Source organism: Paracoccus contaminans (assembly GCF_002105555.1).
GTDB classification, from domain to species: domain Bacteria; phylum Pseudomonadota; class Alphaproteobacteria; order Rhodobacterales; family Rhodobacteraceae; genus Paracoccus; species Paracoccus contaminans.
Map to the genome: position 1 here is coordinate 1814922 of NZ_CP020612.1, position 15252 is coordinate 1830173.

Annotated in this window: 14 protein-coding genes; 9 read left to right on the plus strand and 5 right to left on the minus strand. The window is 69.3% G+C overall.

Translation table 11 applies throughout. The features are described from left to right. Window positions 1–7: 7 nt before the first annotated feature. Entirely contained in the window at window positions 8–1006 is a 999-nt protein-coding gene (locus B0A89_RS08570; protein ID WP_157115292.1) for a siderophore-interacting protein, read from the minus strand. Between the two features lie 627 nt (window positions 1007–1633). Next, window positions 1634–2917, minus strand: coding sequence for a serine hydroxymethyltransferase (gene glyA, locus B0A89_RS08575; RefSeq protein ID WP_085377779.1), 1284 nt, complete (start codon window positions 2915–2917; stop codon window positions 1634–1636). Between the two features lie 128 nt (window positions 2918–3045). Here glyA and B0A89_RS08580 point away from each other — a divergent pair, with 128 nt between their 5' ends. The 3 genes from B0A89_RS08580 (at window position 3046) to B0A89_RS08590 (ending at window position 6169) form a co-directional block, all read left to right on the plus strand. After that, window positions 3046–3798 (plus strand): NAD kinase, encoded by a 753-nt coding sequence (locus tag B0A89_RS08580; protein WP_085377780.1) that lies wholly within the window; start codon window positions 3046–3048, stop codon window positions 3796–3798. A 124-nt stretch (window positions 3799–3922) separates the two neighbouring features. Further along, a complete protein-coding gene (locus tag B0A89_RS08585; RefSeq protein WP_085377781.1) occupies window positions 3923–5521 on the plus strand; it encodes a peptide chain release factor 3 in 1599 nt (532 codons plus the stop codon). Between the two features lie 72 nt (window positions 5522–5593). Then, complete coding sequence (locus B0A89_RS08590; RefSeq protein WP_240558477.1) at window positions 5594–6169, plus strand: thermonuclease family protein; 576 nt, start codon at window positions 5594–5596, stop codon at window positions 6167–6169. Between the two features lie 133 nt (window positions 6170–6302). Here the strand turns inward: B0A89_RS08590 and B0A89_RS08595 are convergent, their stop codons facing one another. Together B0A89_RS08595 and B0A89_RS08600 are read right to left on the minus strand one after the other, a co-directional pair. Next, the gene (locus tag B0A89_RS08595) at window positions 6303–6728 is read right to left on the minus strand and encodes an OsmC family protein (RefSeq protein WP_085377782.1); all 426 of its coding nucleotides are present in this window, start codon (window positions 6726–6728) and stop codon (window positions 6303–6305) included. Window positions 6729–6829: 101 nt separating this feature from the next. Next, a complete protein-coding gene (locus B0A89_RS08600) occupies window positions 6830–8008 on the minus strand; it encodes a deoxyguanosinetriphosphate triphosphohydrolase (protein ID WP_085378854.1) in 1179 nt (392 codons plus the stop codon). Window positions 8009–8089: 81 nt separating this feature from the next. On the opposite strand from B0A89_RS08600, the gene B0A89_RS08605 reads away from it, so the two are divergent. Further along, window positions 8090–8413: a HesB/IscA family protein gene (locus tag B0A89_RS08605; RefSeq protein WP_085377783.1), complete on the plus strand. Its 324-nt coding sequence runs from the start codon at window positions 8090–8092 to the stop codon at window positions 8411–8413. A gap of 4 nt (window positions 8414–8417) precedes the next feature. Further along, window positions 8418–9728, plus strand: coding sequence for a hemolysin family protein (locus tag B0A89_RS08610; RefSeq protein ID WP_085377784.1), 1311 nt, complete (start codon window positions 8418–8420; stop codon window positions 9726–9728). Window positions 9729–9851: 123 nt separating this feature from the next. Here B0A89_RS08610 and B0A89_RS08615 read toward each other — a convergent pair whose 3' ends face one another. Next, the gene (locus B0A89_RS08615; RefSeq protein ID WP_085377785.1) at window positions 9852–10085 is read right to left on the minus strand and encodes a hypothetical protein; all 234 of its coding nucleotides are present in this window, start codon (window positions 10083–10085) and stop codon (window positions 9852–9854) included. Between the two features lie 89 nt (window positions 10086–10174). Here B0A89_RS08615 and xth point away from each other — a divergent pair, with 89 nt between their 5' ends. From xth to B0A89_RS08635, 4 genes are all read left to right on the plus strand, one after another. Continuing rightward, entirely contained in the window at window positions 10175–10963 is a 789-nt protein-coding gene (xth, locus tag B0A89_RS08620) for an exodeoxyribonuclease III (RefSeq protein WP_085377786.1), read from the plus strand. 57 nt (window positions 10964–11020) lie between these two features. Beyond that, window positions 11021–13576 carry a putative PEP-binding protein gene (locus B0A89_RS08625; RefSeq protein WP_085377787.1) on the plus strand — a complete coding sequence of 852 codons (2556 nt, stop codon included), beginning with the start codon at window positions 11021–11023 and terminating at the stop codon, window positions 13574–13576. Window positions 13577–13809: 233 nt separating this feature from the next. Beyond that, window positions 13810–14370, plus strand: coding sequence for a cell wall hydrolase (locus B0A89_RS08630; RefSeq protein ID WP_085377788.1), 561 nt, complete (start codon window positions 13810–13812; stop codon window positions 14368–14370). A gap of 68 nt (window positions 14371–14438) precedes the next feature. Continuing rightward, window positions 14439–15233: a dihydroneopterin aldolase gene (locus B0A89_RS08635; protein WP_085377789.1), complete on the plus strand. Its 795-nt coding sequence runs from the start codon at window positions 14439–14441 to the stop codon at window positions 15231–15233. Window positions 15234–15252 lie beyond the last annotated feature (19 nt).

Consider the following 15252-nt stretch of genomic DNA (forward strand, 5'->3'; position numbering starts at 1 on the left):
CCGCGCCTCAGCCCCAGTAGGCCGCGCAGGTGATCGAGGCCTTGTTCCAGCCGCAGGCCAGCAGATGGGCGCGGGCGGCGCGGGCCTGGTCGGCGCGCCCGGCGAACCAGACATGCGCGCCCTCGTCCGGCCGGCGGGCGGCGGGGTGGCCCAGCAGCGCGTCCAGCAGGTCATCGCAGCGCGTCACGCGCGCATCGCCCGCCAGCGCGCCCAGGTCGGCAGGCTCGGCCCGCAGCACCGCGCGCGCCTGTCCCTGTGCCATCGGTAGCATCCGGCCGATGGCGGGCAGGGCGGTTTCGTCCCCGAAAAGCCACAGGCGCCGCGCCTGCGGGCAGGTTCCTCCGCCCGGACCTAGGACACCGACCGTCTTGCCAAGGGCGCCGCCCTCGATCCAGTTGCAGGTCGGACTGGGGCTGTGGCGGCAGGCGTCGAACTCGATCCAGCCGGTCCCGCCCGTGCGGCCGCAATCGGAGAGGGTATAAACCGCCCGGTGCAGGCTGTCGGCCCCCTCGGGCCAGGCGGTGCGCCCGCTGGCCGCAACCCGCGGCCAGACCGGATCGCGGCCGGCGGGCGGGATCAGCAGGCGGAAATGCAGGCCGGCATCGGGGGTGAACCGTTCCAGGTCCGGCCCGGCCAGCCTGACACGCCAGAACGAGGGCGTGCGGCGGCGCACCCCGACCACGGTGGCAAGGCTCAGCCCCGGCGCCAGCGCGCCCGCATCCACCCGGTCCCAGGCGATCGACAGCCCTGCCTCGGCCATCATTTCGGCGGCGCAGTCGCGCAGCGTGTCGACCAGCCGCCGTTCGGGGCCGGACAGCACCAGCCTGAGGCCCAGCGCATCGTCCACCAGCCGCAGATCGCACCCCCACAGCCGCAGGCTGATCTGGCCGGGCAGTTCGGTCAGCTCGATCTCCCACGCGGCGGCGCGCAGGCGCAGGGCGGCTGCGGCAGCGCCAGAGCGGGGCGTGACAATGCCGCTGGTACCATGGGTGCGAAGATGGGCCACGGGCGCGACCGTCCTGATGTTGACTGACGTTGTCAGGATTATAGGCCGCAGCCGGGCAGGGGGCAATCACCATCCTGCACCCCTGCCACGGACCCGCCTTGCGCCAGGCCTGCAGCGCCGCGCGCCGCAAGGCAGGCCGGTGTTCTAGAAAGGATGCCCCGCGCCACGGGGCCTGTGCCCGGTGTTCCGGGCGGGCCTGGCGCGCCTACCCTGTTTTCGGCACCCCGCGCCGCGCTGGCTGGGTGCCCAGCGCCGCGCGGCCTGCGCCCGATGTTCCCGGCCGCGCGTGCCGCCCCTAAACTGCCTTGGGTGCCCGGCGCCGCGCAGCCTGAAGTTCCGGCAGGGCGCAGCTTGGGTGCCCTGCCTTATGCGCCCGGCGCCCTGCACGGTGCAGCCTGCGCGTCTGTCCTGCGGCATCCCTGCGGCGCGCGGACTGCCGCCCGCCGGGTATCGGGCATCAGTGCCCGGCGCCCGCCCTTTTGCGCTGCGCCTTGCGGCCGCTCGGGGCCATGCCCCGGCAGGGTTCCTTTGCCCCTTGCCCCTTGCGCCTCTGTGCCGAGGCGGCTGCTGCGCAAGCGCGCAGCCGGCGCAAGGAAGGGTCAGAAAAGGGCGGGCTGCCGCGCCGTCCTACATTCCCGCATAAAGCGGGAAGCGCGTGCAGAGGGCCTGCACCTCGTCCCGGACAGCCGCCTCGACTGCGGCATTGGCGTCCTCGCCATGCGCGGCCAGCCCGTCCACGACCTGAACGATCCAGCGGGCGATCTGGCGGAATTCGGCTTCCTTGAAGCCGCGCGTCGTGCCTGCCGGCGCGCCCAGGCGGATGCCCGAGGTCACGAAGGGCTTTTCGGGATCAAAGGGCACGCCGTTCTTGTTGCAGGTGATATGCGCGCGGCCCAGCGCCGCCTCGGCCGCCTTGCCGGTAACGCCCTTGGGCCGCAGATCGGCAAGGCACAGGTGGTTGTCTGTGCCGCCCGACACGATGTCGATGCCGCCCTTCATCAGCTCGTCCGCCATCGCGCGGGCATTGGTCACGACCTGCGCGGCATAATCCTTGAAGGACGGGTCCAGCGCCTCCTTGAACGCCACGGCCTTGGCGGCGATCACATGCATCAGCGGTCCGCCCTGCAGGCCGGGGAACACCGCCGAGTTGATCTTTTTCGCGATGTCGGCGTCATTGGTCAGGATCATGCCGCCACGCGGGCCGCGCAGCGACTTGTGCGTCGTCGTGGTCACGACATGGGCATGGGGCACGGGCGAGGGATGCGCCCCCCCCGCGACGAGGCCCGCGATATGGGCCATGTCCACCATCAGCCAGGCCCCCACCTCGTCGGCGATGGCGCGGAAGGCGGCCCAGTCCCAGACGCGGCTATAGGCGGTGCCGCCTGCGACGATCAGCTTGGGCTTGTGCTCGCGGGCCTTGGCGCGGATGTCATCCATGTCCAGCCGCTGATCCTGCTGGCGCACGCCATAGCCGACCACGTTGAACCACTTGCCCGACATGTTCACCGGGCTGCCATGGGTCAGGTGCCCGCCCGAATTCAGATCCAGCCCCATGAAGGTGTCGCCGGGCTGCAGCAGCGCCAGGAACACCGCCTGGTTCATCTGGCTGCCGCTGTTGGGCTGGACATTGGCGAAGGCGGAGCCGAACAGCTCCTTGGCCCGCTCGATCGCCAGGGTTTCGGCGATGTCCACATACTGACAGCCGCCGTAATAGCGCTTGCCCGGATAGCCTTCGGCATATTTGTTCGTCAGGACCGAGCCCTGCGCCTCGAGCACGGCTTTCGAGACGATGTTCTCGGACGCGATCAGTTCGATCTCGTCGCGCTGGCGGCCCAGTTCCTTGCCGATGGCGTCGAAGATTTCCGGGTCGCGGTCGGAAAGGGCCTGGGTGAAGAAGGCGCTGTCGGTCATGGGATCCTCCGGGCGGTGTGGGCGATTGTTAGCGCCTTTGCCGGCGCTGTGCCAGAACGGCGTGCGGGAAACCGGCCCGACGCCGGCCGCGCCCTTGCCATTGCCCAGGACGGATGCAAGCTGGCGCCATGACCGCCATCCATTTCGCCGCCAACGAGACCGAGATCGCCCTCTCTGCGCTGGGCCGGCTGATGCACCGCTATGGGCAGGCGCCCGTCGGGCGGGCCGATGTGGTGGTGGCGCTGGGGGGGGACGGGTTCCTGCTGTCGGTGCTGCGCCAGAATCTCGGCCGTCCGGTCTATGGCATGAACCGGGGCACCGTCGGCTTTCTGATGAATGATTATGACGAGAACGGCCTGCCCGAGCGGATCGCCGCGGCCGAGGAGACGGTCATCAACCCGCTGTCCATGGTGGCTGGGGCGCCGGACGGGGACGAATACCGCGCCCTGGCGATCAACGAGGTCAGCCTGCTGCGCGCCGGCCCCCAGGCCGCGCGGCTGCAACTGAGCGTCAATGGCCGCGTGCGGATGGAGGAGCTGACCTGCGACGGCGCGCTGATCGCCACCCCCGTCGGGTCGACCGCCTACAACTATTCCGCCGGCGGGCCGATCCTGCCGCTGGGCACCGACGTGCTGGCGCTGACCGCGATCGCGCCCTTCCGGCCGCGGCGCTGGCGCGGCGCCATCCTGCCCAAGTCGGGGGTGGTGCGCTTTGACATCCTTGACCCGCGCAAGCGCCCGGTGATGGCCGATGCCGATTCCCGGCAGGTCGATCGCGTGCTGTGGGTCGAGGTCAGGTCCGAGCCGCGCATCGCCCACCGCATCCTGTTCGACCCCGGCCACGGCATGGACGAGCGGCTGATGCGCGAGCAGTTTGTATGATCGCTGCCGCGTGGGGGCTGTCTGCCCCCACACCCCCGAGGATATTTGCCGACCGAAGATGACCCGGCCCGCGGCCCCGGCGCCGGGCGTTGTGCCGGGCGCCGGGGCGCGCTAAAGCCTGCCCATGCTGGACAATCGCCCCCAACTGCCCCCCGAGATCGCCCGCCGGCGAACCTTTGCCATCATCGCCCACCCCGATGCCGGCAAGACGACGCTGACCGAAAAGTTCCTGCTGTTCGGGGGCGCCATCCAGATGGCGGGGCAGGTGCGCGCCAAGGGCGAGGCGCGGCGGACGCGCTCGGACTTCATGAAGATGGAGCAGGACCGGGGGATTTCGGTCAGCGCCTCGGCCATGTCCTTCGATTTCGGGCCCTATCGCTTCAACCTGGTGGATACGCCCGGCCACAGCGACTTTTCCGAGGACACCTATCGCACCCTCACCGCCGTGGACGCCGCGATCATGGTGATCGACGGGGCCAAGGGGGTGGAATCGCAGACCCGCAAGCTGTTCGAGGTCTGCCGCCTGCGCGACCTGCCCATCCTGACCTTCTGCAACAAGATGGACCGCGAGGCGCGCGACACCTTCGAGATCATCGACGAGATCCAGGAAAACCTTGCCATCGACGTGGTCCCGGCCAGCTGGCCCATCGGGTCGGGGCGCGATTTCATCGGCACCTATGACCTGCTGAACGACCGGCTCGAGCTGATGGACCGGGCCGATCGCAACCGCGTTGCCGAATCGGTCAAGATCGAGGGGCTGGATGACCCGGCGCTTGGCCGGCACATCCCGGCCGACGCGCTGGCCAAGCTGCGCGACGAGATCGAGATGGCGCGCGAGCTGCTGCCCGCCTTTGACCGCAAGTCGTTCCTGGAAGGGCACATGACCCCGATCTGGTTCGGGTCTGCCATCAACAGTTTCGGCGTCAAGGAACTGATGCAGGGCATCGGCGAATACGGCCCCCAGCCGCAGCCGCAATCCGCCGCCGAACGCCAGATCGCCCCCGAGGAAGACAGGGTGGCCGGCTTTGTCTTCAAGGTGCAGGCCAACATGGACCCCAAGCACCGCGACCGCGTGGCCTTCGTGCGCCTTGCCTCGGGGCATTTCGAGCGGGGGATGAAGCTGCTGCATGTGCGCAGCAAGAAGCCGATGGCGGTGTCGAACCCGGTGCTGTTCCTGGCCGCCGACCGCGAGCTGGCCGAGGAGGCCTGGGCCGGCGACATCATCGGCATCCCCAACCACGGCCAGCTGCGCATCGGCGATGCGCTGACCGAGGGCGAGGCGCTGCGCTTCACCGGCATCCCGTCCTTTGCGCCCGAATTGCTGCAAACCGTGCGCGCGGGCGATCCGATGAAGGCCAAGCATCTGGAAAAGGCCCTGATGCAGTTCGCCGAGGAAGGCGCGGCCAAGGTCTTCCGCCCGATGATCGGGTCGGGCTTCATCGTAGGCGTCGTCGGCGCGCTGCAATTCGACGTTCTGGCCAGCCGGATCGAGCAGGAATACGGCCTGCCGGTGCGGTTCGAGCCCTCGCAGTTCACCAGCGCCCGCTGGCTGTCCGGCCCGAAGGACGCGGTCGAGAAATTCGCAGCCACCAACAAGCAGCACATGGCGAGCGACAATGACGGCGATCTGGTCTATCTGACCCGCCTGCAATGGGACATCGACCGGGTGCAGCGCGATCAGCCCGAACTGAAGCTGACGGCGACGAAAGAGATGATGGTATAGAAATAGTGTTCTGGCGGCGCGGCTGCTGAACGATCGTTCCGCTGTAATCCATTATTTCGGAGTCGTTACGAAATGGCCTTCCTGATGGGCGTGCTGATGGTCGTCGCCCTGCTCGTGATGCCGAGCAGAAAGCGCCGTCGCAAAGGCACCCGTCTTGCTGACCGGCGTAAGCCTGATATCAAAAAGCGTCCCGTTTCGCCGCGGCCGCAGCCTGCCTCTCATCGGCCACCTGGCGCGGCGATCATCGCTGGACCTGCCTTTGTCGTGGACGGAGACACGATCACGATACGCAAGAAATCCATCCGTCTTTTTGGTATTGATGCCCCTGAACTGAACCACCCCTATGGTCGCAATGCCAGGGGTGTCTTGATCGGCCTGTGCCAGCGACAGACGATCAGGGCTGAAATTCTTTGTAGCGACGATCACGGCCGTTTGGTGGCGCGTTGCACATTGCGCGATGGACGCGATCTGTCTGCTGAGATGGTCAAGCAGGGACTTGCGCTGGATTGGAGCAAGTTTTCCGGCGGCTGTTATCGCCATCTTGAGACCGCCGATGCCCGCAAACATCTGTGGCTGGCCGATGCCCGACAAAAGGGGCGTATGCATGTCTGGGAAAGTTACGCTGCCCGCTCGGCTGATAAGCGATGACGCGGGGGTGCCCAGGGGCGCCTCCGCGTGAGATTGAAGGGCAGGCCCTTCGCTTGTCGTCGGAATACAAGGCTGATGGTCTGCTCAGGCACGAATGTAAGCCAAGCAGATCCGCATTGTATCCGGCCGCTCATTACCCCACCGTCAGATCCATCGTGATCTCGGCGTTCAGCAGCTTGCTGATCGGACAGCCGGCCTTTGCCGCCTCGGCCGCCTGGCGGATCGCGGCCTCATCGCCCTGGCCCGAGACCTGCGTGGTCAGGTGCACCCTGGTCACGGCGAAACCGTCGCCCTGCTTTTCCAACGTCACGGCCGAGGTCGTCTCGATCCGCGCATCCTTGACGCCCGCCTTTTCCAGTTGCCCTGACAGCGCCATGCTGAAGCAGGCGGCATGGGCGGCGCCGATCAGTTCCTCGGGGTTGGTGCCCTGGCCATCCTCGAAGCGGGTGTTGAAGCCGTAGGGCTGGGACGACAGCGCGCCCGACTGTGTCGAAACCTCGCCCTTGCCGTCCTTGATGCCGCCCTGCCATTTGGCCGAGCCGGATTTGATGATCGCCATGATGCCTCTCTCGCTTGCAGATGCGGGGGGAACGCGGGGCGGGGGCGGGTGGTTCAACCCAAAGACGGCCCGCCCCTGCGGGCGTCACCGCGCCCTGGCCTTCAGCCGCGGGGCGCCATCGCGGCAGGGCGGCCCGTCAGGCGCTGGTATTCGGCGATGGCGAAGCGGTCGGTCATTCCCGCGACATAATCCAGCACCACCCGCGCCCGCTCGGCGCGGTTCGGCGCCGCCAGCGCCTCGGCCTGCCAGTCGGCCGGCATCAGCCGCGGATCGTCCAGCATCATCGGAAAGACCGCGTTCAGCATGGCGGTGACATGGGCGCGTTCCTCCATCACCGAAGGGGCCCGATACATCCGGGTGAAGAGGAAACCCTTGACCGCCTTGAGATTCTGGAACAGCGGCTTGGAAAACCGGATGATCGGCCCCTCCATGGCGCGGATCGCCGCCACGTCGGGCGGGCAGGCGGCGGCCAGCCGCCCCTGCGCCACCGCAATCACATCCTCGACCATGACGCCGAACACCCGCCGCAGCGCCTCGTGCCGGCGGCGCATGGGATCAAGCGCGGGGTGCAGGCGGTCCACCTCGGCGAAGGCCGGGCCGATCAGCGGCAGGTCGGCCAGGTCGGCCTCGGTGAACAGGCCCGAGCGCAGGCCGTCATGCAGGTCGTGGTGGTTGTAGGCGATGTCGTCCGCCACGGCGGCGACCTGCGCCTCGGCGCTGGCATGGGTGTGCAGTTCCAGGTCCCAGGCGGCGTTCACCTCGGCCAGGGCATAGGGCAGGGGCGGGGCGATGGGGCCGTTGTGCTTGGCGATGCCTTCCAGGGTTTCCCAGGTCAGGTTCAGCCCGTCGAAATCGGCATAGTGCCGTTCCAGACGGGTGACGATGCGCAGCGCCTGCGCATTGTGATCGAACCCGCCCCAGGGCGCCATCAGGGCTGCAAGCGCGTCCTCTCCGGTATGGCCGAAGGGGGGGTGGCCCAGATCATGGGCCAGCGCCACCGCCTCGGCCAGGTCCGTGTTCAGCCCCAGCGCCCCGGCGATGGTGCGCGCGACCTGCGCCACCTCGATCGTGTGGGTCAGGCGGGTGCGGAAATAGTCGCCCCGATAGGCGTCCCCGTCCTGTTCGACAAAGACCTGCGTCTTGTGCTTGAGCCGCCGGAACGCCGAGGAATGGATGATCCTGTCCCGGTCGCGCTGCCAAGGGCTGCGAAAGGTCGACAGTTCCTCGCCGAAAAGCCGGCCCCGGCTGGCGGCGGGATGGCAAGCATAGGGGGCGAACACGGGCTGGGCCATCGGGCTTCCTTGCGACAAGGCTGGAGCGACCCTATAATCAGGCGGTATTGCACGGAACGGGAACGCCCCATGAACCTGCCCCCCAAGGTCACGCCCCGCGCCTTTGCGCGGCTGGCACAGATCAATGACGGCGCGCCGGGACCCGCGCTGCGCGTCGCGGTGGCGGGGGGGGGCTGTTCGGGATTTCAGTATGATATCCGCATGGACGACGCCGCCCCCGATGATCTGGTGCTTGAGGCGCAGGGCCAGCGGGTGCTGGTCGATCCGGTCTCGCTGCCCTTTCTGGCCGGGGCCGTCATCGACTGGTCGGACGAGCTGATCGGGGCGCGCTTCACCATCGACAACCCCAACGCGACCTCGTCCTGCGGCTGCGGCACCTCGTTCTCGATCTGAGCCGATGATCCTTGAAATCCTGCTGATCGTGGTGCTGACCGTGTTCAACGGGCTGCTGTCCATGTCCGAACTGGCGGTCGTGTCGTCGCGGCCGGCGCGGCTTGGCAGCATGGTCGAAAAGGGCAACCGGGGCGCCGCCGTCGCCCTGGCCCTGATGGAGGAGCCGGGCAAGTTCCTGTCGGCCGTGCAGATCGGCATCACGCTGGTGGGGGTGCTGACCGGGGCCGTGTCGGGGGCGACGCTGGGCGCGCGGGCGGGCGCGGCGCTGGCCGCGGCGGGCGTGCCCTATTCGGTGGCGCAGACGCTGGGCGTCTTTCTGGTCGTGACCGCGATCACCGCCCTGTCGGTCATCGTGGGCGAGCTTGTGCCCAAGCAGATCGCCATGGCCAATCCCGAAGGCATCGCCGCACGCATGGCGCCGGCCATGCGGATGCTGGCACGGATCGGCACGCCCCTTGTCTGGGTGCTGGACAGCACGGCGCGCCTGGCGCTGCGGCTGATGGGCATTCGCGACGGTGCCGACCGCGCCATCACCGACGAGGAAGTCCGCATGACCATCGCCGAGGCCACGCAGGCCGGCGTGCTGATGGAAGGCGAGCGCGGCATGATCGCGGGGGTGATGCGCGTGGCCGACCGCACCGCCGCCGCCATGATGACCCCGCGCCGCGATGTCGAGATGATCGACGTGAACGATCCCCCGCAGGTTGTCGTCGCCAAGGCGCGCGAGGCGCGGTTTTCGCGCCTGCCCGTCACCGAAGGTTCCAGTGACGAGATCCTGGGCGTCGTGGCGCTGCGCGACCTGATCGGGGTCGAAACCCCCGACCTGCGCGCCATGATGCGCGAGGCGCCCACCGTGCTGGATGCCGCCGATGCCCTGTCGGTGATCGAGGTGATGCGCAACACCCCCTCGCGCATGGTGCTGGTCTATGACGAATACGGGCATTTCCAGGGCATCATCACGGCCATGGACCTGCTTGAGGCCATCACCGGCGATTTCGTGGATGCCGAGGGCGAGGATCCCGACATCGTGCGGCGCAGCGACGGATCATGGCTGGTGTCGGGCGGCGAAAGCGCGGACGAATTCGCCGGCGAGACGGGCTTCCCGGTGCCCGAGGGCGATTTCAACACCGTGGCCGGCATGGTGTTGGCCATCATCAACCGCATCCCGCGCACCGGCGAGTGCTTTGATCACGAAGGCTGGAGGGTCGAGATCGTCGATATGGACGCCATGCGCATCGACAAGCTGATCGTCCAGCAGCCGCCGGCGGACCAGATGGACGGCAACGGATCTGGGCCAGCGCGGCGAGGGTTGTGACGGGCCGGAAAGCGCCGCCTTACGGGTTGCGCACCGCGATCAGTGTCACCACCAGGCCCAGGGCCAGCACCGCGACTGGGTAGGACAGCGCATAGAGGATTTCTGGTCCGGTCATGGTCGTTCCTACTCGGACAGGCCGCGCAGCACATATCTGCCCATGAAATGTAGGCAGGTGGCCAGCACGAGGCAAGTGCCCATGATCGCATAGAACCCGGCGCCGCCCTTCAGCGTCCCGTTTCCCAGCGCGATCAGCGGCGCCAGCCCGCCCACGGCGACGCAGGCCACGCCGATCCCGTTGAGGAATGTCGCGGTCAGCTTGATGCGTTCGTTGCGGGCGGATTTGGACAGGCGCTGCATGGACATTGCCTTAGGGCGCGCGCCCCCTGCCGCGCAAGCCGCGCAAGCCGCGCTTGCCGCCGCGCCGCGCCGCGCCTAGGGTCGCGGGCATGAAGATCGCCAGTTTCAATGTCAACGGCATCAAGGCGCGGCTGCACCAGCTGACCGCCTGGCTGCCCGAGGCCCGGCCCGATATCGTCGTCCTGCAGGAAATCAAGTCGGTGGACGAGGCGTTCCCATCCGGGCCGATCGAGGATCTGGGCTGGCAGGTCCACACTCATGGGCAGAAAAGCTGGAACGGCATCGCCATCCTGTCGCGCCTGCCGGTCGAGGCGGTGCGCCGCCGCCTGCCGGGGGACGAGGCGGACGAACAGGCCCGCTATGTCGAGGCGGTGGTCATGGGCGATCACTGCGCCGTCACGGTTGCGGGGCTTTATCTGCCCAACGGCAACCCCGCGCCGGGGCCGAAATACGATTACAAGCTGGACTGGATGGAACGGCTGCGCCGGCGCGCGGCCGAGCTGCTGGCCAGCGAGGAGCCTGTCGTGATGCTGGGCGATTTCAACGTCATCCCCGAGCCGCGCGACGCCGCCCACCCCGAACGCTGGGCCGAGGATGCGCTGTTCCTGCCCCCGACCCGCGCCGCCTTTCGCCGGATCGTCAACCAGGGCTGGACCGACGCGATCCGCATCGGCGATCCCCATGCCGGCCGCGGCCCGTTCACCTTCTGGGATTACCAGCGCCAGTCCTGGGAACGCGACAACGGCATCCGCATCGACCACATCCTGCTGTCGCCCCAGGCCGCCGACCGGATGCGCGGCGCGGGGATCGACCGCGACCAGCGCGCCGGCGACAAGCCCAGCGATCACGTTCCCGTCTGGGTCGAGCTGGCGGCCTGAAGGAGTGCCGCCTCGGCTCTTGCGGGGCCGGCGCCACAGCGCATAGGCTTGCGCCCCATGAGTCACAGCCCGCCCGACGAGATCGCCGAGATCACCCCGTCCGCCCCGATCTCGGTGGCGGCGCATGGATGGCGCGCCAAATGCCTGCAACGGCTGATCCGCATGGCCCTGCCGGTGCCGCGCAGCGTTGCCATTCCGGCCGCGGCGGTCCGGTTGATCGCGGCCGGGCGGATGCCGCCCGACGCCGATCTGGCGCGGCTGATCGGGGGGGCGGGCGGGCTGATCGGGGTGCGTCCCTCGCCGGTCGATCCCGAATGGGGCGGGCCGGGGACGGTGCTGAACATCGGCATCAACGAGGCCAGCCATCGCAAGCTGGCCATGACGCTGGGGACCGATGCGGCCGATGCGCTCTATCGCCGCTTTGTCCAGTCCTATGCGATCCATGTCGCGCGCCTTGATCCCGACATGTTTTCCGATCCCTCGGCCTCGCTGGCCGATGTGCTGGACGCCTATCGCAGCGAGACGGACGAACCCTTTCCGCAGGAACCCGCGCGCCAGCTGGCCGAGGTGCTGCGTTCCATGGCGCGGGCCTGGGACGGGCCGACGGCGCGGCTGCTGCGGCAGGCCAAGGGCGCGCCGGCCGATGCGCCGCTGGGGCTGATTGTGCAGAATATGGCACTGGCGCTGGGGCCGGGCGTCACCGGATCGGGCACCATCCAGTTCGTGGATGCCGTGACCGGCGCCCCCGGCATCACCGGGCGCTTTCGCGGCCAGACGCAGGGGCGGACGGGCGGGCGCGACGGCGGCTCGATGTATCTGACGCGCGATGCCCGAGGCACCTCGCTTGAGGATGCGGCGCCCGAGGTGTTCGCCGACCTTGTCCGCTTCGGCATCGCCGCGCGCGAACGCTTGCGCGAGGAAATGCAGATCGAGTTCGTCGTCACCGACGGATGCCTGTCGATCATCGATGCGGTCCGGGTGCAGCGGTCCGCCCGCGCCGCGGTCCGCATCGCGGTTGCCCTCGGGAGCGAGGGGATCATCAGCCGGGCACAGGCGCTGATGCGCGTTCAGCCGCGCGCGCTGGCCGAACTGCTGCACCATCAGATCGACCCGCATGCGCCGCGCGATCTGGTGGCGCGCGGCATGGCCGCCAGCCCCGGCGCCGCCACCGGCCGCATCGCCTTTTCCGCCGCGGCCGCGCAGGCAGCGGCGGCGCGCGGCGAGGCGGCCGTCCTGGTGCGGCGCGAGACGCTGCCCGAGGATATCCGCGGGATGCATGCCTCGGTCGGGGTGCTGACCGAACGGGGCGGCATGTCCAGCCATGCGGCGGTCATCGCGCGGGGGCTGGGGCTGCCCTGCATCGTCGGCGCCTCGGCCGTGCAGATCGACGCGCGCGCCCGGATCATGCGCGCGGGCGAGCGCGTCTTTGCCGAGGGCGACGAGATCACCATCGACGGCACCTCGGGCGAGGTGCTGGCGGGATCGGCCGAGATGCTGGAGCCGGCGCTGGACGACAGCTTTACCCAGCTGCTGGAATGGGCGGACGCGGCGCGCGCCATGGGCGTGCGCGCCAATGCCGACACGCCCGAGGATGCGCGCACCGCGCGCATGTTCGGCGCGCAGGGCATCGGCCTGTGCCGGACCGAGCACATGTTCTTTGACGCCGCGCGCCTGCCGGCCATGCGCGAGATGATCTTTGCCCGCCGCCCCGAGGATCGCCGCCTGGCGCTGGACCGGCTGCTGCCGATGCAGCGGGCCGATTTCACCACGCTGTTCCGCATCATGGACGGCTATCCGGTCACCATCCGCCTGTTCGACCCGCCGCTGCACGAATTCCTGCCCCATGACCGCGAAGGCATGCGCGAGCTGGCCGAATCGCTGGACCTGCCCCTGTCGGACGTGGTCCGGCGCGTCGAGGCGCTGACCGAATACAACCCCATGCTGGGGATGCGCGGGGTCCGGCTGGGCATCACCGTGCCCGAAATCTACGACATGCAGGCGCGCGCCATCTTCGAGGCGGCGGTCGAGGCCGGCCGGCAGGGCGAGGGCGTCGTGCCCGAGATCATGATCCCCCTGGTCAGCGCCATGCGCGAGGTCGAGCTGGTCCGGCACCGCATCGAAAGCGTGGCCGCGGCCGTCCGTGCCGAGCGGCGGGCCGGGTTCACCTATCGCCTGGGGGTGATGGTGGAAACGCCGCGCGCGGCGCTGCGCGCGGGCGACATCGCTGAACATGCCAGCTTTCTGTCCTTCGGCACCAATGACCTGACGCAGATGACCTATGGCCTGTCGCGCGACGACGCCGCGCGGTTCATGAACAGCTATATCGCGCAGCGCGTCTTTGACGAAGACCCGTTCCACATCCTCGATCAGGACGGGGTGGGCGAGCTGGTGATGATCGGGGCCGCGCGGGCGCGCGAAAGGCGGCCGGGCATCACGGTGGCGATGTGCGGCGAACATGCGGGCAATGCGGAATCGCTGTCCTTCTGCCTGCGCGCGGGGCTGGATTATGTCAGCTGCTCGCCCTTCCGCGTGCCGGTCGCGCGGCTGGCGCTCGCGCAGGAAACCATTGCCCGCGACATGGCCGACTCGGCGGCAGGCATGCCTCGCGGTTGACCATTCCGCCTCTGCCGCAGGCACAACTGAGGGGCGAAACGCGCATAGCCTTGCCGATCGGCGCCTGCGCGGTCGGCGTGTTCCCGCCGGAAAGGCCACTAATCGGCCCGGTTTCCCAGTTAACCATTTCGTGGGGTAGGCAACCCCGTCCGGCTTGGCTCATCCCCTATCCATCAGGTGTGTCGCTAAGGTGACAGCGGCCGCCATCCGATGGAAGCAGGACTCTGACCTTCATGACCAAGCTGACGACATGGCTGGCGCACACGGGGCTGTGTGTCGCACTGGCGCTGCCGATCATTCCGGCCGGAACGCATGGCGCGGCTGCGACCCCCTTCACCGCCGCGGGCGCGATCCCCGGCAACGGGCCCGAGCGCCTGCAGCAGGTCCGCGCCCAGGGACACGACGGCGCCGCGCTGCGCTGCCTGACCGAGGCGCTGTATTTCGAGGCGCGGGGCGAATCCCTTGCCGGACAGCGCGCCGTGGCCGAGGTCATCATGAACCGCGTCGATCACCCGTCATTTCCCAAGTCGGTCTGCGGCGTGGTGAACCAGAGCGGGCAGTTCAGCTACAAGGGCCGCAGCCTGCGCATGCGCGACAGCGCCGCGGCGATGCGCGCCCGCCGCATCGCGGCCGAGCTGCTGGCCGGCGCGCCGCGCACGCTGACCCAGGGCGCGACCTATTTCCACACCGCCTATGTGCGCCCCTCATGGACCAGGCGCTTCACCCGCACGACGCGGATCGGCAGCCATGTCTTCTACCGCAGCGGCCGCGGGGCGCGCATCGCCTCGAACTGACCGGGGCGTGACGGATGCCCTTGCGGCCCCGCCCTTGCGGCGGGGCCGCGTTCGTTCAAGAAAGGCGCATGGACCAGCCCCCCGACCGCATCCACCTGCGCGACTACGTCGTCTCTGCCGAGATCGGCGCCTTTCAGAGCGAGCGCGGCAGGACCCAGCGCCTGCGCTTTGCGCTCGAGGCCGAGCTGGCCGCACCCATCGCCGGCGCGGCCGACCAGGTGGACCGCATCCTCAGCTATGACGTGCTGACGGATGCGGTGGGCGATGCCCTGGCCGAACGGCGCTATGACTTGGTCGAAACGCTTGCCGAACGGATCGCGGCGCAGGTGCTGGCCCAGCCGATGGCCGCGGCGGTGACGGTGACGGTGGAAAAACTTGACCGCGGGCCCGGCGCGCTGGGCGTGACGCTGATGCGCCGGCAGGGGGGCGTGGCCCCGCTGGCGCCCGATGGGGCGCGGCCCGATGTGCTCTTTCGCGGCGCGCCGGGGGCGCTGCCTGCCGGGCCGCTGGTCATCGTGCCCGATGCGCCGCGCCTGCCGCTGCCGCAGGGGGGGGACGGGCGGCGGATCGCCCTTCTGGCGCTGGACCAGGCGGCCTGGGCGCTGGCCGGGGCGCTGGGCATCGGGGTCGCCGACAGCCGGACCGAGATCGACTGGGCCGCCGCAAACGGCCTGGCCGTGGCCTGGGCGCCGGCGCGGATGGTCGCCGATCTGGCGGACCTGCCGGCCGATCCGCAGGCGCTGACGCTGTGGCTGGCCGAACGGGTGCAGGCACCCCGGCTGTTCTGGGCGCTGCCCCCGGGCGCGCCCCTGCCGGCGGCCCCGGCGGGAATGCGCGCAGCGCAGCTGCGCGCGCCGGGCTGACGCCTTGCCCTGCGGGGTG